Raw genomic sequence first — 19,956 nt, 5'->3', positions numbered from 1 at the left:
GCTCACGCCGCCCGCAGTGGCGTCGTCATGGGCGTTCTCGTGTGCCCTTTATGTTTCTCTACGCTGGTTTTTACAGATTTTTTCCTGCGCGAGAATGTGCCGGCTTTATACCCAGGCAATCATTTGTAAGCAATCCTGACGCGTGACGCTATTCGTGCCTGTTGTGTTTGAACATTTAGCACTTGCTTTAGCGTACCGGCAGTCTGTGCGGAACAGCACATAGGGCTAACCATGAGTTAGAACGCTTGCACAAAGCACCCGTTTCAGCCGTTTGTTTCAAGCATCGCGTTACGCTGCGTTACCTGTCCTCACGTAACGGATTCCCCTCGCCGTTACGTTACGCCGCCGCTCGTCTTCTCCTCTTTCGATCACGTTAGCGATCCTTATCAGTTTTCATGCGGTCCGCGCGACGGCTCGCGAAGACGCGCCAGCGCTCGCCTGCAACGCCCTTCACACGTGGATGCCGCAGAGCGTCACGCGCGCTGGCATGGACGTTGCAGATAGGGCGCGCAGCATCACTCGACACAAACGGAATATCCGAGGACGAAATGAAAATTCAAACGACACAAGGCCTGGTACGGGCATCGATGATCGCAGCCGCGGTGACGGCCATGTTGTCTCTCGCCGCTTGCAGCGGCTCGGGATCGCTGAGCCAGGGCACGGGGGACGGCAGCAAAGGCGCGATTTCGACGGGGGGCACCAGCGGTGTGGGAGGCGGCGGTTCAGGCGACAGTACAGGCGGCGCGGGCGGTTCGGACGGTAGCGGTTCGGACGGTAGCGGCTCGGACGGTAGCAGTTCGGACGGTAGCGGGTCGGGCAGCGGCGCTTCGGCAGACAACGGTTCGGCGGGCACGGGCGGCACGGCAAGCAACGGTTCGGGCGATGGCTCCGGCGACGGATCAGGCAACAACGGCGGATCGAATCCGACGCCGAAGGCGGCCAACCAGATCGGCGACGTCGCGGCTGGCGCAGGCGGCGTCGTGGCCGACGCGGGGTCGACGGTGTCGGGTGTCGGCAGCGTGATCGGCGCGCAGACGCTGCCGGGCGTCGGCAACGGCACGACTCAGGCGGCAGGCGCCATGGTCTCGGATCTCGGCACGGCTGTGTCGACGCTCGGTAGCGGCGTCGCGCAGGGCCTCGGCCAGCTCGGCGCGTCGACCAATCCCGTTGGCACGACGGTCGCGAGTGTCGGCGGCGTGGTGAGCAATGCGGGCAGCGCGGTGACGAGCGCGGGCGATCTCGTGATGAGCCTCGGCAGCGGACAGCTCGCGCCGCTCGCGGCTGTCACGAACCCGCTCGGCAGTGCCGTCGAGATGGTCGGCGGCGCGGTGACGAACGGCGGCGGCACGCTGAAGGGCGCGCTGTCGTCGGGCCCCGTGCAGCAGGTCACACAACAGGTCAGCACGGCCATCACGCCGATCACGTCGATGCTCGCGGCACCCACGCAAACGGTCGGCAACACGACGGGCATAGGCGCGCCCGTCAACGGCCTGCTGTCGACGCTCGGCGGCCAGCTCGTGAAGACGGGCGGCATCGTCGCCTCGACGGGCAGCAATCCCGTATCGACGGGGCTCGGCAACGTCGTCGCCGATACGGGCAAGACCACGATCGCAGTCGGAGGACTGCTGCAAGGCGGCACGGCGGGCGGCAATCCGTTGGGCGCGGTGACGGGCGCGCTTGGCGGGCTCGCAGGCGGCGCGGGCGGCGGCAATCCGCTCGGCGCGGTGACGGGCGTGCTCGGAGGCGCTGCAGGCGGCGCGGGTGGCACCAATCCGCTCGGCGCTATCACGGCTGCTGTCACGGGCGCGGCAGGCAGCTTGACGGGCAACGCAGGCAACGCGGGCGGTGGCAACCCGCTGTCCGCGGTAACGGGCGCCATCACGGTCGTCGTCTCGACGGTAACGGGCACGCTCAACACGCCCGCCATCGCCGCGCCGACGCCGTCGACGTCGTCCGCGCCTTCCACGTCGACGGCTTCGTCCGCGCCCGGCGGACTTTCGCTCACGTCGACGGCGGGCGTCAACGCGAGCGCTCCGTCGAATCCGCTTTCCGCGATCACGTCGCTCGTCGGCGGCGTACTCGGCGGCGGCGCGAAGAAGTAGCGGCCGCGTCGGGGCGCGGCGGCCTGCTCGCGTCCCCGCCCATTCTCCAAGCGTGCATCGACACAGGCAGCGCGTTGCCCGCGTCGTGCGCGGCCGCGTCGGCGACCGTCGCGGCCTTTCACCCAACGCTTCAAGCCAACGAAGTTTTCTGGCGACATCCGCAAGACAACGAGGAGCATTCCATGCACACGCAACGTCTTCTTATCTCTCATGCCGCGCGCGCCGCGATCCCGTCGCTGCGCGCCCCGCTTTCCGCGTTCGCGCTCGCGTGCCTGCTCGCGGCTTGCGGCGGCCACAGCGTCACCGCGGGCCCCTCGCCCGCGCCCGCGCCGTCCGGCGGCACCGGCACGACGGGCGGCGGCAGCACGGCGACTACGGGCACGTCGGGCGCGGTATCGACGCTGGCCAAGACAGTCGACGACCTCGGCGACACGATCGGCTCGACGAACGTGCCGGGCGTGTCGCGGCAAGTCACGCAAGGACTCGGCAGCACGGTGTCGGGCGCGGGCGGGACGGTCGGCGCGCTCGCGGACGCCGTCAGCAACGGCCTCGGGCAAACCGGCTCGACCTCGGACCCGGTCGGCACCACGGTCGCGGGACTCGGCCCCGTCGTCGGCTCGACGGGCGGCGTCGTGCACGGCCTTGCGGAGACCGTCGATGGTCTCGGCACGGGCAATCTCGCGCCGCTCTCGCCCATCACGACACCCGTGGCGGGCGTGCTGGACAGCGTGGGCAACGCACTCGACACAGGCGGCGCGGGTGGCACCAGTCCGCTCGGCGCATCGCTGTCGTCGGCGCCCGTTCAGCAGGTGACGCAACCGCTCAGCACCACGATCACCCCGCTCGTGATCACGCTCGGCCAGGTGACGCAAGCCGTCGGCACGACGACGGGGCTCGGCCAGCCCGTGTCCGGCGTGCTCGCGCAGATCGGCGGCGCACTGCAGAACGCGGGCGCGGCCGTTGGCAGTACCACGCAAAATCCGCTCGGCGCGGGTGCGGGTCTGCTCGTCGGCTCGCTCGGCAACACGGTGACGAACGCGGGCGGCCTCGTGAATCCCAACGGACCGAATGGCTACGCGCCGATTCCTGGGCTGATCGTGAGCCTCGTCGGCGGACCAGCGTCTGTCGTCAGACCGGGGCCGCCGCCGTCGTCCGCGCTCGGTCCACTCGGTCCGCTCGATGGCGTGCTGTCGAGCATTGGCCTGGGCAGCAACCCGCTCGGCTCCGCGACGACGCTGCCCGGCGGCACGCCGCTGCAAGGCTCGACGGGAACGACGGGCGCAGTGACGGGCGCAGGATCGGGCAGCCCGTTGTCGACGGTGACGAGCGCGCTCGGCGGCGGTGCGTCGAGCGGCAGTCCGCTCGCGCCCGTGACCAGCATCGTCGGCGCGCTCACGGGCACGCTCGCCACCGCAGCGGGAAGCGGCACGACAGGCGGCGGCGCATCGCTGGTCGGCGGACTCGTGCCGTCTGTGAAGAAGTAGAGCGCCTACGCAAACGAAGCGCGCGTGCTTCGTGCCGGACGGAGCACGCGACGCTGCAGCAACCGCGAAATTCGGCGTGGCGATGCACGCGTGCCCGATGCACCCGATGTGCTTGCAACGATCTCGCGCACGCGAGAAGCGAGCAGCGAAGCGTGAAAGAAGCCGCAGACGCGGCACTACACGAAACACAAAACAAGACACGCACCACATAAGCGGGCGCGACGCCCGGCGATGCGCGCACCCGCAACGACAAAAACAGGCCAACGAGGACCCAACCGATGAAACTCGGTCACAAGCAATGGACACTGTTGCTCGCAGCAGTCATCGCGAGCACGACACAGGCACACGCGCAAACGCGCCCCACTGTCAGCGGCAATCCTGTAGGCGGCAACCCGCTCGATGCGCTTCCGCAAATCAAGGCACCCGACAAAGGACCCAACGCGACGGCGCAGATCCAGCCGCAAGCGCCGCAGCTTCAGGAACTGCTCGCGCGGCATCTCACGCCCGCAAGGTTTCAGGTCGAAGGCGTGAAGTCGATTCCCTTCGACGAGGTCGCGCAGCGCTTCACGCCGCTCGTCGGCAAGGACATCACAATTGGACAACTGATCGAAGTCGCGAACGGCGTCACGCGTCTGTACGAGGAGCGCGGCTATGCGCTGTCGTTCGCGTTCGTGCCGGCGCAGACATTCGAGAACGGCGTCGTCCGCGTGACGATCGTCGAGGGCTACGTCGCGAACGTGAAGGTCACGGGCGAGCCCGGCAAGACGGAAGACAAGCTGCGCGCGATCGCCGCGCACATCACGGCCGACAGGCCGCTGCGCCGCGCGACCTTCGAGCGCTATATCAACGTGATGGGCCTCCTGCCCGGTGTGAAAGTCACGGCCAACGTGCCGCCGCCGCAAAGCACAGATGGCGCGACGACGCTCGAACTGACCGTTGAGCGCAAGCCCTTCGACATCAGCACGGGCATCGACTTCAATCATCCGGGCGTCCAGGGTCTGCTGACGGCGACGGAGAACGGGCTCACGTCGCTTGGCGAGCAGCTCAGCGTATCGGCGCTGCTGCCGAAGGGCCGCGACAACGTCACGTATCTCGCGGCGCACGGCGCGCTGCCCATCGGCACGGGCGGCATGACCGCGAAAATCGACGCATCGCACTATCGCGGCAATCCGAAGAACAACCCCGGCCTGCCCTCTTACGTGCAACGCACGGTGATCAACGACAGGATCGGCGGCTCGCTGTCGTATCCGCTGATGTTGAGCAACACGCGCAGCCTGACGGGCACCATGACGGCGTATGCATCGCACGACGAAGACCGCTTCAACAACACGATCACGGGCGCGGCCATCGGGCTGCGCTCACAGGTGCGCGTGCTGCAGTTGCAGGCCGACTACGCGCAAGTGCAAACGGGCCAGGTGCGCAAGGCCAGCATCAACGTTGCGAAAGCGTTCGACATACTCGGCGCAGGCAAGGCCGGCGACTCGAACATCCCCGGCACGACGACCGTCAATCCCGCTTCGATCACCTTCGTACGCACGGGCGCGAGCGTGTCGCAAACCAACGAGTGGCCGTTCGGCATCGGCACGTCCGTTGCCGCAACGGCGCAATACAGCCCCGACACGCTGCCCACTTCCGAACAGATTTCGTTCGGCGCGCAACGCTTCGCGCAGGGCTATCAGCCGGGTGAAACATCGGGCGACTCGGGCTGGGGCGCATCGTTCGAAATCAATCGCGCGGTTGCGCTGGGGTTCACGTATCTGCGCACGCTCACGCCGTATGTGTCGTTCGACATGGCGCGCGTCTATCTGCATGCGGGCACGCCGCAGCCGAACAGGCTGTCATCCGTTGCGATCGGATTTCGCGTCTCTGACGCGAAGTACTACAGCCTCGATCTTTCCGTCGCGAAAGCGCTCGGCGATGCGCCCATCGAAAGCGCGTCGCGCAGTCCGCGCATCAACGCGACGTTCTCGTATCAGCTGAACTGACGGCGGCATCGCAACCATGAAGCGCTCGCAAAACCGCGCCCTCGATTAGAGGCTTCACTATCAAACGACGCGCACGCTTTCACGTATTCTGCCCTCTCCAACGCAGCACATAAAAGGCCGGGCGCCGCCCCGCATCGATACTCACACGGCGCCGCGCGAGTCCCGCTCGCGACGATTTTCAACAAGGAGGAAGACGATGACATTACTCACCCAGCGCGCGCGTACCGCGTTCGGCAACACGGTGAAACAGGCGGCTGTCGCGGGCGTGCTGCTCGCTGGCGCCGTCACGGCATTCGCGCAGGCCGACAGTCCCGTCGGCACATGGCAAACCATCGACGATCACACGGGCCAGCCCAAGGCGCTCGTGCAGATCATGCAGGACGCGAACGGCACGCTGAGCGGCAAGGTCATCAAGGGACTCAACCCGAACGATCAGCCCGACCGCCGCTGCACCGCCTGCACGGACGCGCGCAAGGACCAGCCGATTCTCGGCATGACGATCATCAACGATATGAAAAAGGACGGCGACAACTGGGACGGCGGGCAGATTCTCGACCCGGAGAACGGCAAGCTCTACAAATGCAAGATGCACGTCGAGGACGGCGGACAGAAGCTCGTGGTGCGCGGCTATATCGGCGTATCGCTGCTGGGACGCTCGCAAACGTGGGTCCGGCAGAACTGATGCAATAGCGCGGCGCTTCGTTCGCGACGGCGAAGCATGAACGCAAAAAAGCCGGCCTGGTGATTACTCTCGCCAGGCCGGCTTTTCGTTATTACGTGCGTTCAATTCGTTCGATCCGTCAAGCCGCATTCATAAAGGGGCTGGCGTAGTCGAACACCAGCGGCGTTGCGGGCGCGACCGGCGGCGGGAACAACGGCGTGGCGGGCATGGCCGGTTGCGCGGTGGCGGCATCGTTTTCGGCTGCACCGACTGCGTTCGGCGCGTGGATGCGCATGCGCGCTTCCATCGTGCTGCACAGCTCCCTGCCGGCATCGCCGAACAACTGGTCCATCACACGCTTCAGCACGCCTGCCTTGTGCCACGCCTTGAAGCGGCGGTGACACGTTTGATACGACGGGTATTTGCGCGGCATTGCGGACCAGGTGGCGCCGCTATAGATCACCCAGAGCACGCCGTTGAGCACGGAGCGGGTGTTGGCAAGTGGACGGCCGCGCAGTTCGGAACGCGGGCGCAGTTCCGGCAGCAGCGGCGCGACCTGCTGCCATTCTTCGTCGGTGATATCACGGTAAGGGGTCATATTTTCTCCTTCGTCAAGGGTTCCTCGACGATATAGAGTTGACCCACTACCGGATATCAGACCAGTCCGAATCCTGAAAACACACGGCTAGCCGGTGCCATAAGGATCAGCGCGGGCTGCGCTATCCCAAACGGCGTGCCGTTCGAATCAAATCGATCAGGTGAGCGATGTATCGACGATCCGTCGCGGCGCATCCAGATATTCCTGCGACTGCATCTCAACGATGCGCGACACCGTGCGCGTGAACTCGTTGGCCATCGGCCCTTCCGTGTAAAGCTCTTCGGGATGCACGGCCGCCGACATCAGCAGCTTGACCTTGTGATCGTAGAAGACGTCGATGAGCCACGTGAAGCGCCGCGCTTCCGATTGCATGCGCGGCGTCATCTGCGGGATGCCGGAAAGGATCACCGCATGGAAGCGGCTCGCCAGTTCGAGGTAATCGTTCTGAGAGCGCGGGCCGCCGCACAGCGTCGAGAAATCGAACCAGACGACGCCGTCCGCGCGCCGCAGCGCCTTCAGCTCGCGCTTCTCGATGTGCAGCAGCGGGCTTTCGTCGGGCACGGCCGCGAGCTTCGCGAACGCATCGCGCAGCGCCTTGTCGGCGGCGGCGCCGAGCGGCGTGTGATACACCTCGACCTGCGACAGCGTGCGCCTGCGGTAATCGATGCCCGCATCGACATTGACCACGTCGAGCTTGCTCTTGATCAGCTCGATCGCGGGCAGCAGACGGTCGCGATGCAGGCCGTCGGGATACAGCGTGTCGGGATCGTAGTTGGACGTCATCACGAACTGCACGCCGTTCGTGAACAGGCGGTCGAGCAGGCGGTACAGGATCATCGCGTCCGCGATATCGGACACGTGGAACTCGTCGAAGCAGATCAGCCGGTAGCGCTTCGCGATACGCCGCGCGAGTTCGTCGAGCGGATCGGCCTGGCCTTTGAGTTCTTCGAGCTCGCGATGCACCTCTCGCATGAACTCGTGAAAATGCAGACGCGTCTTACGCACGAGCGGCACGATCGCATAGAAGCTGTCCATCAGGAAGCTCTTTCCGCGCCCCACCCCGCCCCACATATAGACGCCCTTCGGCAGATCAGGGTGCATGATCAGCTTCATAAAGGCATTCGGACGACGCGCCTTATACGCAGTCCACTCTTCATAGCACCGCTGCAGACGATCAACGGCAGCGCGTTGCGCCGGATCGGACTCGTATCCCCGTGTCTGCAGTTCCTGTTCGTAGTATTCGGTGACGTTCATTATGTGACGCAGCAATGAAGAAGGCGGGAGGGGTTGAACCCACCCGCCTTCGTCGTGATTCGCGTTTGCCCGGATAAGACTCCGGGCAGAAGCTTCTTACATATTCAGCGCGCGCTTGTCGACGGCGAGCGCCGCTTCACGCATCACTTCAGACAGCGACGGGTGCGGATGGCAAATACGGCCGATGTCTTCCGACGCAGCCTTGAACTCCATCGCCACCACGGCTTCGGCGATCAGATCCGATGCATTCGCGGAGATGATATGCACGCCGAGCAGCTCGTCCGTCTTCGCATCGGCGATCATCTTGACGAAGCCATCCGCCTTGTTGATGCCGAGCGCGCGGCCGTTCGCCATGAACGGGAACTGACCCGTCTTGATCTCGCGGCCTTCCGCCTTCAGCTGCTGTTCCGTCTTGCCGACCCACGCGATTTCCGGTTCCGTGTAGATGACCCACGGAATGCAGTTGTAGTCGATGTGAGGCTTCTGACCGTCGATGATCTCGGCCACCAGCACACCTTCGTCTTCGGCCTTGTGCGCGAGCATCGGGCCGCGCACCACGTCGCCGATCGCGTACACGTTCGGCACCGACGTCGCGCAATGATCGTCGACGTCGATGAAGCCGCGCTCGTTCGCCTTCAGGCCGATCGCTTCGAGGCCCAGGTTATCGGTATTCGGCACGCGGCCGATCGACACGATCAGGCGGTCGGCGTCGAGCGTCTGTGCGTTGCCGTCCTTGTCCGTGTATGCAAGCGACACGCTGTTGCCCGAGTTCTTCACTTCGCTGATCTTCACGCCGAGCTGAATGTCGAGGCCCTGCTTCTTGAACTGCTTTGCGGCTTCCTTCGCGAGCGCCTGGTCGGCGGTCCCGAGGAATTCCGGCAGCACTTCGAGCACGGTCACATCGGAGCCCAGACGGCGCCACACCGAGCCCAGCTCCAGGCCGATCACGCCCGCGCCGATCACGGCGAGCTTCTTCGGCACTTCGGTGAACGACAGCGCGCCTTCGTTGTCGGCGACGATCTTGTTGTCGACGGGGACGTTCGGCAGATGACGCGCCTTCGAGCCCGTCGCGATGATCACGTTCTTCGCCGTGACCACTTCCGTTTCGCCTTCGCCCGACACTTCGATCTGCACGCCAGCGTCCGTCTTGCCCGTGAACTTGCCGTGGCCCTTGAGCCACGTGATCTTGTTCTTGCGGAACAGGAACTCGATGCCCTTCGTCATCTTGTCGACGATGCCTTCCTTGCGGGCGAGCATCTTCGCGATGTCGACCTTCACGTTTTCCACGATGATGCCGTGGTCCGCGAGGTGATGCTGCGCATTCTCGACTTCTTCCGACGACGCGAGCAGCGCCTTCGACGGAATGCAGCCGACGTTCAGGCACGTGCCGCCCAGCTTCAGCGCGCCGGCCGGGTTCTTCCACTTCTCGATACAGGCAACCGTCTTGCCGAGCTGCGCGGCGCGAATGGCCGCGATATAGCCGCCGGGACCGGCACCGATCACGACGACGTCAAATTCTTTGGACATGACTATCCTTTTGATCACTAGCCGACGCGGCCGCGCTTCGCGGCGCGCGTGGCTTCAGGTACTGCGGAAATGCGAGAGATCCCGTCCTCATATTGCGACGGCGGGCCGCGGCTTCAAGCCGCGGCCGCGTCGCGAGACAGGCATTACAGGTCGAGCAGCAGACGAGCCGGATCTTCCAGCGCGTCCTTCATGGCGACCAGCGACAGCACGGCTTCGCGGCCGTCGATGATACGGTGGTCGTACGACAGCGCCAGATAGTTCATCGGGCGGATCACGATCTGGCCGTTTTCGACAACGGCGCGTTCCTTCGTCGCGTGCACGCCGAGGATCGCCGATTGCGGCGGGTTGATGATCGGCGTCGACAGCATCGAGCCGAACACGCCGCCGTTCGAGATCGAGAACGTGCCGCCCGTCATTTCTTCGATCGACAGCTTGCCGTCACGTGCCTTCGCGCCGAATTCGGCGATCTTCTTCTCAATGTCGGCGAGGCTCATCTGATCCGCGTTGCGCAGGATCGGCACCACCAGACCGCGCGGCGAGCCGACCGCGATACCGATGTCGAAGTAGCCGTGATAGACGATGTCGTTGCCGTCGATCGACGCGTTCACCAACGGGAACTTCTTCAGCGCGTGGACAGCCGCCTTTACGAAGAACGACATGAAGCCGAGCTTCACGCTATGTTCCTTCTCGAACTTGTCCTTGTACTTGTTGCGCAGATCCATCACGGGCGCCATGTTCACTTCGTTGAACGTCGTGAGGATGGCGTTGGTCTGCTGCGACTCGAGCAGACGCTCGGCGATACGCGCGCGCAGACGCGACATCGGCACGCGCTGCTCCGGACGGTCCTTCAGCCATTGGTCAGCCGATGCCGGCGCGCCGACTTGCGGCAGCGACGGTTTTGCCGCACGTGCGGGCGCTGCGGCCGGCGCCGGCGCGGCCTTCGCAGCCGGTGCCGCAGCGCCTGCGCCCAGCACGTCCTGCTTCGTGATGCGGCCGTCGCGGCCCGAGCCGGCGACGTCGCCTGCTGCGAGGCCCTTCTCGGCCATGATCTTCGTCGCAGCCGGCGATGCCGTCGTGCTTGCGCCTGCCACAGCCGCCGCCTGCGCGGGAGCGGCAGCCGCCGCTGCCGGTTCGGCTTGCGGAGCCGGCTTCACTTCGGCCTCGACGGCTGCCTCGCCCGGCTTGCCTTCCGTGTCGATCTTCGCGATCACTTCGTCGGCGACCACGATATCGCCGTCGTTCTTGATGACTTGCGCGAGCACGCCAGCCGACGGAGCCGGCACTTCGAGCACGACCTTGTCGGTTTCGATTTCGATCAGGATTTCGTCCTGGGCGACGGCTTCGCCCGGCTTCTTCTTCCACTGCAGCATCGTCGCTTCCGAGACCGACTCGGACAGCTGGGGAACCTTGACTTCAACAATAGCCATTTGATTTCTCTGAATACGTATCGGATGACAACGAACCTTGTGCGAGCCGCGTCTGATTGGTGCGCGTGGATGTCGCGCTTACATGGGTGATTCAGACGCGGGGCGGGAAAGCGCTCAGCGCTTTCCCGGTTCGCCCTCTTTGGTTATTTAACGATGGACGCGCCTTTCAGACGGCCAAACGCGCCTTCGACCAGCGCCTTCTGCTGCTCGTAGTGCTTCGCGTAGTAGCCGACAGCCGGCGAGGCCGAAGCGGGACGGCCGCTGTACGCGAGCTTCTGTCCTTCCTTCATGCCTTCGCGCAGGTGATGCTCGATGTAGAACCACGGGCCTTGATTCTGCGGCTCGTCCTGCACCCACACCACTTCGGTTGCGTTGTCGTACTTCTTCAGTTCCGCTTCGAACTGCTTGTGCGCGAACGGATAAAGCTGTTCGATACGGAAGATCGCGACGTCCTGCGCCTTCGCTTCGCGGCGATGCGCGACGAGGTCGTAGTACACGCGGCCCGAGCAGACCAGCACGCGCTTGACCTTCTTCGCGTCGATCGACGCGTCCGTTTCGCCGAGCACCGGCTGGAACGAACCCTTCGCGAGTTCCGACAGATCGGACACGGCTTCCTTGTGACGCAGCAGCGACTTCGGCGTGAAGACGATGAGCGGCTTGCGGAACAGGCGGATCATCTGACGGCGCAGCAGATGGAAGATCTGCGCCGGCGTGGTCGGCTGGGCGACCTGCATGTTGTGGTCTGCGCACAGCTGCAGGAAGCGCTCGATACGCGCCGACGAGTGTTCCGGACCCTGACCTTCGTAGCCGTGCGGCAGCAGCATCGTCAGGCCCGACACGCGGCCCCACTTCACTTCGCCCGACGAGATGAACTGGTCGATCACGACCTGCGCGCCGTTGACGAAGTCGCCGAACTGCGCTTCCCACGCGACGAACGTGTTCGGTTCCGCCGTCGAGTAGCCGTATTCGAAGCCGAGCACCGCTTCTTCCGACAGCACCGAGTCGATCACGTTGAACTTCGCCTGGCCTTCGGCGATGTTCTGCAGCGGAACGTACGTGCCGCCGTCCCAGCGCTCGCGGTTCTGGTCGTGCAGCACCGCGTGACGGTGCGTGAACGTGCCGCGGCCCGAGTCCTGGCCCGTCAGACGCACGGCATAGCCCGATGCGACCAGCGACGCGAATGCCAGATGCTCGCCCATGCCCCAGTCGAGGGACGCCTCGCCACGGCCCATCGCGCGGCGATCGTTGATCACGCGCTCGACGAGCGGGTGCAGCTTGAAGCCTTCCGGAATCGTCGTGATGCGCTCGGCCAGACGCTTCAGCTCGGCGAGCGGCACGGCCGTGTCGGCGGCATCCGTCCACTTGCGGTTCAGGAACGGCACCCAGTCGACCGCGTACTTGCTCTTGTAGTTCGACAGGACGGGGTCGACCGTGTGGTGGCCTTCGTCCATCGCCTTGCGGTAGGCCTTGACGAACTCATCGCCTTCCGTGGCGGTGATGACGCCCTGCTGCATCAGCTTTTCCGCGTACAGCGCGCGCGTGCCGGGGTGCTTCGCGATCGTCTTGTACATCAGCGGCTGCGTGACAGCCGGCGTGTCCTGCTCGTTGTGACCCAGCTTGCGGAAGCAGATGATGTCGAGCACGACATCCTTGTGGAACTGCATGCGGAAGTCGATGGCCAGCTGCGTCGCCAGCACGACGGCTTCCGGATCGTCGCCGTTCACGTGCAGAACGGGTGCCTCGATCATCTTGACGACGTCCGAGCAGTACAGCGTCGAACGCGCATCGCGCGGATCGGACGTGGTGAAGCCGATCTGGTTGTTAATGACGATGTGCAACGTGCCGTGCGTGCCGTAGCCGCGCGTCTGCGCGAGGTTCAGCGTTTCCATCACGACGCCCTGGCCTGCGAAGGCGGCATCGCCGTGAATCTGCACGGGCAGCACCTGCAGGCCCTGCTCGTCGCCGCGGCGATCCATACGGGCCTTCGCCGAGCCCTCGACCACCGGGTTCACGATTTCGAGGTGCGACGGGTTGAACGCGAGCGACAGGTGAACGGGGCCGCCTTCCGTGGCGATATCCGACGAGAAGCCCTTGTGGTACTTCACGTCGCCTGCCGGCAGGTCGTCGACGTGCTTGCCTTCGAACTCGGCGAAGAGGTCAGCGGGCATCTTGCCCAGCGTGTTGACCAACACGTTCAGACGGCCGCGGTGGGCCATGCCGATGACGATTTCCTGCACGCCGTTCTTGCCTGCGTGATGCACGACTTCGTCCATCGACGCGATAAAGCTTTCGCCGCCTTCCAGCGAGAAGCGCTTCTGGCCGACGTACTTGGTGTGCAGGAAGCGCTCGAGGCCTTCCGACGCCGTCAGACGGTTCAGGATGTGCTTCTTCTTCTCGTTCGAGAAGTTCGGCGTCGAGCGGATCGACTCGAGCTTCTCCTTCCACCAGCGCTTCTGCTCCGGATCGCTCAGGTACATGTACTCGGCACCGATCGTGCCGCAGTACGTGTCGCGCAACGCCTTGACGATGTCACGCAGCGAAGCCTGCTCGAAACCGAAGTACAGGTTGTTCGTGTTGAACACCTGGTCCATGTCGGCTTCGGTGAAGTCGTAGAACGCGGGTTCGAGTTCGGGAATGTTCGGACGTTCGCGGCGCTTCAGGGGATCGAGGTTGGCCCATTGCGAGCCGAGGAAGCGATATGCGCCGATGAGGGACTGCACATAAACCTGCTTTCGCGCGGTGGTGAGATCTTCGCCAGCGACTCGCGGAAGGAACGCATTCGCCTTCGCGCGTTGAGCAAACGATTCGACGATCGGGCCGTGGGCCACATCGTTGGCCGCGGTGCCATCCGATGCAGGGACGTTCTGCAATGCGTCGAAATAGTTGCGCCAGGTCTCGGGCACTGACGCGGGATTGTCGAGATATGCTTCGTACAACTCTTCTACGTACGGAGCATTGCCGCCGAACAGATACGAGTTCGACTGGAATTGCTTCATCATTTTACGCTCACCTTTCTTCGAGCTTCTCGAGAAATAGCGGGTTACTGAACCTTCCGCGACACGGCCTGACCGTTTAGCGGATTGCGCGAATCAAGTCTTGCTTGGAAGGACCTAAAACTTGCATTCGCGGGAGCATATCACATAACCAATGGTTGATATAGGACAGCTCCCAATTGAAATCCCCGTCCCACGGGGCTCTGCGGCAAGTTTTATGTTTTCGCAACAGTCTTTGCCGCACTGCGCAAGAATATTCTAGGCGCATATTCGAACACCGTCCGGTGAGGTGCTGCGCGCCATGCAAAAAGCCGCCCGAAGGCGGCTTTTTGGCTCTTTGCTGACGCTGAATGCTGCCCGCAAAGGCACGCGACCTTAGCTGGCTGCCGCTTCGCGACTCGCACGGCGACGCTCATGCTCCTTCAGATGGCGTTTGCGCAGACGGATGCTTTGCGGCGTCACTTCGACGAGCTCGTCGTCGTCGATGAATTCGACCGCGTATTCCAGCGACATCTGGATCGGCGGAACGAGACGCACGGCTTCATCGGTGCCCGACGCGCGCACGTTGGTCAGCTGCTTGCCCTTGATCGGGTTCACGACGAGGTCGTTGTCGCGGCTGTGAATGCCGATGATCATGCCTTCGTACAGCGCGTCGCCCGGCTTCACGAACATGCGGCCGCGATCCTGCAGCTTCCACAGCGCATAGGCGACAGCAGCGCCGTCGTCCTGCGAGATCAGCACGCCGTTGCGGCGCTCGCCGAGCGACCCTTCCTTCAGCGGCAGGTACTCGTCGAACACGTGGCTCATCAGGCCCGTGCCGCGCGTGAGCGTCATGAACTCGCCCTGGAAGCCGATCAGGCCACGCGCCGGGATGCGGTATTCGAGACGCGTGCGGCCACGGCCGTCCGACGCCATGTCCAGCATTTCACCCTTGCGGCGGCCCAGTTCTTCCATCACGCCGCCCTGGTGCGCGTCTTCGACGTCGACCGTCAGCAGTTCGTACGGCTCGTGCTTCACGCCGTCGACTTCCTGCAGCACCACGCGCGGACGCGACACGGCCAGCTCATACCCTTCGCGGCGCATGTTCTCGACGAGAATCGTGAGGTGCAGTTCGCCGCGGCCCGATACTTCAAACACCGTTTCGTCGCCCGTGTCCTTCACGCGCAGCGCGACGTTGTGGTTCAGCTCTTTCATCAGACGATCGCGGATCTGGCGGCTCGTGACGAACTTGCCTTCCTTGCCCGCGAGCGGCGACGAGTTGACGAGGAAGTTCATCGTCAGCGTGGGTTCGTCGACGGTGATCATCGGCAGCGCTTCGGGATTGTCCGGCGCGCAGATCGTCGCGCCGATGCCGACGTCCTCGATGCCGTTGATCAGCACGATGTCTCCCGCTTGCGCTTCGTCGACCTGGACGCGCTCCAGACCCTTGAACGACAGCACCTGGTTGATCTTGCGGTTCAGGACCTCCGCTTCCGGACCGAAGCGCAGCGCCACCTGCTGACCCGGCCTGATGCGGCCGCGCGTGATGCGGCCCACGCCGATACGGCCGACGTACGTCGAGTAGTCGAGCGACGTGATCTGCAGTTGCAGCGGACCGTCCGGATCGGCCGGACGCACGGGCACGTGCTCGAGGATCGCTTCGAACAGCGGGCGCATGTCGCCGTCGCGCACGCTCGGATCGAGGCCGGCGTAGCCATTCAGGCCCGAAGCGTAGATGACCGGGAAGTCAAGCTGCTCTTCCGTCGCGCCGAGTTTGTCGAAAAGCTCGAACGTCTGGTTGATCACCCAGTCGATGCGCGCGCCGGGGCGATCGATCTTGTTGACCACGACGATCGGCTTGAGGCCCAGCGCGAGCGCCTTCTTCGTGACGAAACGGGTTTGCGGCATCGGGCCTTCGACGGCGTCGACGAGCAGCAGCACCGAGTCGACCATCGATAGCACGCGTTCCACTTCGCCGCCGAAGTCGGCGTGGCCCGGGGTGTCAACGATATTGATGTGCGTGCCTTCGTATTCGACTGCGCAGTTCTTGGCGAGAATCGTGATGCCGCGCTCTTTTTCGATGTCGTTCGAGTCCATCACGCGTTCCGCGATCTGCTGGTTTTCGCGGAAGGTGCCGGACTGGCGGAGCAGCTGGTCGACGAGCGTGGTCTTGCCGTGGTCGACGTGAGCAATGATGGCGATGTTGCGGAGAGCGCGGGACATAGGAACCTGGAGACGCTGGAAACGAGTGGAGTGCGCCACCTGCCCAGCTACTTCGCCAAGCCCAAAGCGCACTTTTGGGAACCCAAAATTATAGCACGCGCACATGACGCGTTTCTGGTATTCCCCGATAGCGCGCCCCAATATCTCACTAACGCAACGCATGCTCGCTGCCCGCCTGTCACCCCAGCCAAGCTTTCCCCCGACTTTCACCCGGCGCGAGATAGATCCTTGCCTAAGCTGTAATAACGCTTGCCGCGTCAATTAATCGATTCTACAATCGTGCATAGTCAACCATTGCAGTCGCACGAGAATCATGACCGAACCGTCCAACACGCCGTCGCCCGAGGTCAGCGAATACCAATTCGGCGAAAGCGTCGGCTATCTGATTTCACGCGTGAAATCGGCGTTGTCGAACCTCGTGACGCAACGCACGATTGCCGAACTCGGCATCACCAGCCAGCAGGCCAGCGTGCTGTTCATGGTCGCCAGCGGCAAATGCCTGCTCGCAGCCGAGCTGGCGCGCGAATACGGCATCGACGCGAGCGCGGTCACGCGCCTCGTCGATCGCCTCGAAAAACGCGGGCTGCTTACGCGGGTGCGCAGCGACGAGGACCGGCGCGTCGTCCGGCTTGCGCTGACGGCCGAGGGCCACGCAATCGCCGCGCGCATGCCGGCCGTCTTCACGGGTGTGACGGAGAAGCTGCTGTCTGGTTTCACGCCTGAGGAGACGGGATTTCTCAAGAGTCTTCTGAGGCGAGTCTTGGCAAATAGCTGTGAATTACTCGGCGAAAACCGTGACTCGGCAAGCAATGCCGACAGCAAATCGTAAGAAAATAGTTGCACCGTCCATTAAAGAAAAAATGCCATTACACGCAAAGAGTCCAGCGATGAAATTCCTGTCGAGGCGCGCGCACGCATCGTCACGCCGGGCGGCGGTCGCTGCCGCCGTCGCGGCGCTGACCCTGGCGGGCTGCGCGAACTACTTCGGTCTGAAGGACGACAAGCAGATCGCGCCCAGCTCGCAGTTCGAGGCCTCGCAAAGCCTGCCCGCCGAAGGTGGCCAGTGGCCGACACTCGACTGGGCCAACCAGTTCGACGATCCGCAGCTGCCTCAGCTGATTGCGGAAGCACTCGAGGGCAATCCGTCGATCGCGCAGGCGCAGGCGCGCATCGCGAAGGCGTCGTCCTATATCGAATCGTCGAAGTCGGCGCTGTATCCGAAGGTCGAAGGCAGCTACTCGTGGACCCGCGAGCTGTATTCGGAAAACGCCTTGTTTCCGCCGCCCTTTGGCGGCACGTGGTACAGCGAAAACAATGTGCTCGCGAGCGCATCCTGGGATCTCGACCTCTGGGGTAAGAACCGTCAGCGGCTCGGCCAGGCCGTATCGCAGGAAAAGGCAGCCGAAGCGGACATGCAGCAGGCACGCGTGGCGCTCGCCGCGTCCGTCGCACGCACGTACAACTCGCTTGCGCAGCTTTACGCGCTGCGCGACATCGCCGAGCGCGAGATCAAGAACCGCCAGACGGTCGGCTCGATCACGAACGGCCGCGTCGCCGCCGGTCTCGATACGAACGTCGAACGTCAGACGGCGAACGGCAACATCGCGACCAGCCAGTCGAACCTGACCGAACTCGACGGCCAGATCACGACCACGCGCTACCAGCTCGGCGCGCTGCTCGGCAAGGGCCCGGACCGCGGCCTGCAGATCGCCAAGCCCGTGTTCAATCCGGGCGGCGCCGTCACGCTCCCCGACAACGTGCCCGCCGATCTCGTTTCGCGCCGCCCCGACATCGTCGCCGCGCGCTGGCAGGTCGAAGCCGCGATGCACGACGTGAAGGAAGCGAAGGCCGAGTTCTTCCCGGACGTAAACCTCGCCGCCGCGTTCGGCTTCGACGCGTTCGGCTGGAGCCGCTTCCTGACGGCGTCGAGCCGCCAGATCCAGTTCGGCCCCGCGATCCATTTGCCCATCTTCGACGCCGGCGCGCTGCGCTCGCAACTGAAGGGCCGCTACGCCGACTTCGACCTGGACGTCGCGAACTACAACCAGACGCTGATCAACGCGCTGTCCGACGTGGCCACGCAGATTTCGTCGATCCGCTCGATCGACCGCCAGCAAGGGGATGCGCAACGCGCGCTCGACGCGTCGACAAAGGCGTACGAACTCGCCGTGATCCGCTACAAGGCAGGGCTGTCGCCGCAACTGCAGGTGCTGAACGCCGACGAGAACCGCCTCGCAGCGGAGCAGACGGTCACGAACCTGAAGATGCGCCGCCGCGATCTGCAAATCGCGCTGATCAAGGCGCTCGGCGGCGGCTTCGATGCGACGCAGACGGGTCTCGTCGTGCCGACGGATGCGCCCGCTTCGTCGACGGCGGCGTCCGCGTCGGCGGCCCATGCGTCGAACTGAGCGCGCCAGGCGAACAAGCACACGCACAGCACATTGCGATCCGAATAAACGATACAGACTGACAGAATCCGGAGCCTATTCATGAGCACGCCCCAACAACCCGCTAACGCGCAGCCGGCCAGCAACGGCAAACGCAAGCGCATGATGACGCTGCTCGTCAGCGTGATCCTGATTGCCGCGATCGCGTACGGCCTCTACTACTTCCTCGTCGCGCGCTTCCACGAGGATACCGACGACGCGTACGTGAACGGCAACGTCGTGCAGATCACGCCGCAGGTCACGGGCACGGTGATCGCCGTGAACGCGGACGACACGCAAACTGTGAAGTCCGGCGATCCTCTCGTCGTGCTCGATCGCGCCGATTCGCGCATCGCCCTGCAATCGGCGGAAGCGAATCTCGGCCAGGTCGTGCGCCAGGTGCGCGGCCTCTACGCCGACGACAGTCAGTACCAGGCGCAGGTTGCCGTTCGTCAGGCCGATCTGTCGCGCGCCCAGGATGACTTGAAGCGCCGTCTGACCGTCGCGCAAACGGGCGCGGTGTCGCAGGAAGAAATCTCGCACGCACGCGATGCCGTGAAGAGCGCGCAAGCCGCGCTCGACGCCTCTCAACAGCAGCTCGCGTCCAACCGCGCGCTGACGGCCAACACGACGATCGCGAGCCATCCGAACGTGCAGGCCGCGGCCGCCAGGGTCCGCGATGCGTATCTGAACAACGCGCGCAACACGCTGCCCGCGCCCGTCACAGGCTATGTCGCGAAGCGCTCGGTGCAGGTCGGCCAGCGCGTGTCGCCGGGCAATCCGCTGATGGCGATCGTGCCGCTCAACGCCGTGTGGGTCGACGCGAACTTCAAGGAAGTGCAGCTGAAGCACATGCGCATCGGGCAGCCCGTCGAACTGACGGCGGATGTCTACGGCTCGTCGGTGAAGTACCACGGCAAGGTGGTCGGCTTCTCAGCGGGCACGGGCTCGGCATTCTCGCTGCTTCCGGCGCAGAACGCGACGGGTAACTGGATCAAGGTCGTGCAGCGTCTGCCCGTGCGTATCGCGATCGATCCGCAGGAGCTCGAAAAGCATCCGCTGCGCATCGGCCTGTCGATGCAGGTCGACGTGAGCATCAAGGACGACGTGGGCGGCGAGCTCGGCAGCGCGCAGAACACCGTCTATCAGACCAACGTCTTCGACAAGTACGGCGACGAAGCCGACGTGGAAATCGCACGCATCATTTCGGAAAACGCAGGTCCGAACGCCGGCGTGCCGCAGAAGGCGGCATCCGGCTCGAAGGCCACGCCGAAGCTGATGTGAGCGGCGTCCGTCC

The 19,956-nt window shown here is 64.3% G+C and carries 13 protein-coding genes; 7 read left to right on the top strand and 6 right to left on the bottom strand.

Annotated elements, in window-relative coordinates; translation table 11 throughout:
* Positions 1-548 precede the first annotated feature (548 nt).
* The 4 genes from GCT13_RS23705 to GCT13_RS23690 all read left to right on the top strand — a co-directional run bounded on the left by GCT13_RS23705 (position 549) and on the right by GCT13_RS23690 (position 6,253).
* Positions 549-2,102, top strand: coding sequence for a collagen-like triple helix repeat-containing protein (locus GCT13_RS23705; RefSeq protein WP_152762199.1), 1,554 nt, complete (start codon positions 549-551; stop codon positions 2,100-2,102).
* Between the two features lie 182 nt (positions 2,103-2,284).
* Positions 2,285-3,586: a collagen-like triple helix repeat-containing protein gene (locus tag GCT13_RS23700; protein WP_152762197.1), complete on the top strand. Its 1,302-nt coding sequence runs from the start codon at positions 2,285-2,287 to the stop codon at positions 3,584-3,586.
* Between the two features lie 278 nt (positions 3,587-3,864).
* Positions 3,865-5,571 (top strand): ShlB/FhaC/HecB family hemolysin secretion/activation protein, encoded by a 1,707-nt coding sequence (locus GCT13_RS23695; protein WP_152762195.1) that lies wholly within the window; start codon positions 3,865-3,867, stop codon positions 5,569-5,571.
* A 196-nt stretch (positions 5,572-5,767) separates the two neighbouring features.
* Positions 5,768-6,253: a DUF2147 domain-containing protein gene (locus tag GCT13_RS23690; RefSeq protein WP_152762193.1), complete on the top strand. Its 486-nt coding sequence runs from the start codon at positions 5,768-5,770 to the stop codon at positions 6,251-6,253.
* A gap of 118 nt (positions 6,254-6,371) precedes the next feature.
* On the opposite strand, the gene GCT13_RS23685 is transcribed toward GCT13_RS23690, so the two are convergent.
* From GCT13_RS23685 to typA, 6 genes are all read right to left on the bottom strand, one after another.
* On the bottom strand, positions 6,372-6,830 hold the full coding sequence (locus GCT13_RS23685; protein ID WP_152762191.1) for a transposase: 459 nt from the start codon (positions 6,828-6,830) through the stop codon (positions 6,372-6,374).
* A 156-nt stretch (positions 6,831-6,986) separates the two neighbouring features.
* Positions 6,987-8,084 carry a cell division protein ZapE gene (gene zapE, locus GCT13_RS23680; protein ID WP_152762189.1) on the bottom strand — a complete coding sequence of 366 codons (1,098 nt, stop codon included), beginning with the start codon at positions 8,082-8,084 and terminating at the stop codon, positions 6,987-6,989.
* A 96-nt stretch (positions 8,085-8,180) separates the two neighbouring features.
* Positions 8,181-9,611 (bottom strand): dihydrolipoyl dehydrogenase, encoded by a 1,431-nt coding sequence (gene lpdA / locus GCT13_RS23675; RefSeq protein WP_152762187.1) that lies wholly within the window; start codon positions 9,609-9,611, stop codon positions 8,181-8,183.
* A gap of 143 nt (positions 9,612-9,754) precedes the next feature.
* Positions 9,755-11,038, bottom strand: a complete 1,284-nt coding sequence (gene odhB / locus GCT13_RS23670; RefSeq protein WP_152762185.1) for a 2-oxoglutarate dehydrogenase complex dihydrolipoyllysine-residue succinyltransferase — start codon at positions 11,036-11,038, stop codon at positions 9,755-9,757.
* 143 nt (positions 11,039-11,181) lie between these two features.
* On the bottom strand, positions 11,182-14,037 hold the full coding sequence (locus GCT13_RS23665; protein ID WP_152762183.1) for a 2-oxoglutarate dehydrogenase E1 component: 2,856 nt from the start codon (positions 14,035-14,037) through the stop codon (positions 11,182-11,184).
* 369 nt (positions 14,038-14,406) lie between these two features.
* Entirely contained in the window at positions 14,407-16,233 is a 1,827-nt protein-coding gene (gene typA / locus GCT13_RS23660) for a translational GTPase TypA (protein WP_152762181.1), read from the bottom strand.
* Positions 16,234-16,546: 313 nt separating this feature from the next.
* Here typA and GCT13_RS23655 point away from each other — a divergent pair, with 313 nt between their 5' ends.
* The 3 genes from GCT13_RS23655 (at position 16,547) to GCT13_RS23645 (ending at position 19,943) form a co-directional block, all read left to right on the top strand.
* Positions 16,547-17,062: a MarR family winged helix-turn-helix transcriptional regulator gene (locus tag GCT13_RS23655; RefSeq protein WP_152762179.1), complete on the top strand. Its 516-nt coding sequence runs from the start codon at positions 16,547-16,549 to the stop codon at positions 17,060-17,062.
* A gap of 58 nt (positions 17,063-17,120) precedes the next feature.
* On the top strand, positions 17,121-18,641 hold the full coding sequence (locus GCT13_RS23650; RefSeq protein WP_152762176.1) for an efflux transporter outer membrane subunit: 1,521 nt from the start codon (positions 17,121-17,123) through the stop codon (positions 18,639-18,641).
* An 81-nt stretch (positions 18,642-18,722) separates the two neighbouring features.
* Positions 18,723-19,943: an EmrA/EmrK family multidrug efflux transporter periplasmic adaptor subunit gene (locus GCT13_RS23645; RefSeq protein WP_152762174.1), complete on the top strand. Its 1,221-nt coding sequence runs from the start codon at positions 18,723-18,725 to the stop codon at positions 19,941-19,943.
* The last annotated feature ends 13 nt before the right edge of the window (positions 19,944-19,956 follow it).

The sequence above is a fragment of the Paraburkholderia franconis genome, from assembly GCF_009362735.1.
Classification (GTDB): Bacteria; Pseudomonadota; Gammaproteobacteria; order Burkholderiales; family Burkholderiaceae; genus Paraburkholderia; species Paraburkholderia franconis.
This window is presented reverse-complemented; position numbering and strand designations above follow the sequence as displayed.

Bases quoted from the DNA above. Each gene is read 5' to 3' on its own strand.
- GCT13_RS23705 (WP_152762199.1), top strand. From the start codon at position 549: ATGAAAATTCAAACGACACAAGGCCTGGTACGGGCATCGATGATCGCA.
- GCT13_RS23700 (WP_152762197.1), top strand. From the start codon at position 2,285: ATGCACACGCAACGTCTTCTTATCTCTCATGCCGCGCGCGCCGCGATC.
- GCT13_RS23695 (WP_152762195.1), top strand. From the start codon at position 3,865: ATGAAACTCGGTCACAAGCAATGGACACTGTTGCTCGCAGCAGTCATC.
- GCT13_RS23690 (WP_152762193.1), top strand. From the start codon at position 5,768: ATGACATTACTCACCCAGCGCGCGCGTACCGCGTTCGGCAACACGGTG.
- GCT13_RS23685 (WP_152762191.1), bottom strand. From the start codon at position 6,830: ATGACCCCTTACCGTGATATCACCGACGAAGAATGGCAGCAGGTCGCG.
- zapE (WP_152762189.1), bottom strand. From the start codon at position 8,084: ATGAACGTCACCGAATACTACGAACAGGAACTGCAGACACGGGGATAC.
- lpdA (WP_152762187.1), bottom strand. From the start codon at position 9,611: ATGTCCAAAGAATTTGACGTCGTCGTGATCGGTGCCGGTCCCGGCGGC.
- odhB (WP_152762185.1), bottom strand. From the start codon at position 11,038: ATGGCTATTGTTGAAGTCAAGGTTCCCCAGCTGTCCGAGTCGGTCTCG.
- GCT13_RS23665 (WP_152762183.1), bottom strand. From the start codon at position 14,037: ATGATGAAGCAATTCCAGTCGAACTCGTATCTGTTCGGCGGCAATGCT.
- typA (WP_152762181.1), bottom strand. From the start codon at position 16,233: ATGTCCCGCGCTCTCCGCAACATCGCCATCATTGCTCACGTCGACCAC.
- GCT13_RS23655 (WP_152762179.1), top strand. From the start codon at position 16,547: ATGACCGAACCGTCCAACACGCCGTCGCCCGAGGTCAGCGAATACCAA.
- GCT13_RS23650 (WP_152762176.1), top strand. From the start codon at position 17,121: ATGAAATTCCTGTCGAGGCGCGCGCACGCATCGTCACGCCGGGCGGCG.
- GCT13_RS23645 (WP_152762174.1), top strand. From the start codon at position 18,723: ATGAGCACGCCCCAACAACCCGCTAACGCGCAGCCGGCCAGCAACGGC.